Annotated in this window: 1 pseudogene; it reads right to left on the bottom strand. The window is 78.6% G+C overall.

Annotation, left to right across the window (positions count from 1 at the left end):
- Positions 1-100: 100 nt before the first annotated feature.
- Positions 101-509: pseudogene (locus ACFXPK_RS09165) on the bottom strand (hypothetical protein); the annotation flags it as partial.

Genomic DNA, 509 nt, shown 5'->3' with positions numbered 1-509 from the left:
CGGGGCCACCGCATGCAGCGGGGCGGGCGCCACAAGAGCCGGGCAGCGGCGTGTGGAACGGAACCCCTCGTCGTGTCTCACGAGGCGTACGGGCAGGGGGTCAGGCGCGTTCCAGGGCCAGCACCGCGTTGTGGCCGCCGAAGCCGAACGAGTGGCTGACCGCCCGGTCGATCCGCCGGTGCAGCGGCTGCTTCGTCACGCAGTCGAGGTCGAACTCGGCGGCGGGGGCGTCGAGATTGGCGATCGGCGGTACGACGCCGTGCTGGAGGGTGAGCACGGTCAGCGCCGCCTCCATCGCCCCGGCCGCCCCCATGCAGTGGCCGAGCACGCCCTTGGGCGCGGTGACCGGCGGCCGGTGCGGGTAGACCCGGCCGATCAGCGCGGCCTCGGTCGCCGGGCGCCGCCGGGGGGGGGGGGGGGGGCGGGGCGTGGAGTGGGTCCCTGGCGCCGCGCCCCCCCCCCCCCCGGCCCCCCACCCGCACCCAGCCGAGCGGGGCGGCCCCGCCCGG

Source organism: Streptomyces sp. NPDC059142, from assembly GCF_042755665.1.
GTDB lineage: Bacteria > Actinomycetota > Actinomycetes > Streptomycetales > Streptomycetaceae > Streptomyces.
This window is presented reverse-complemented; position numbering and strand designations above follow the sequence as displayed.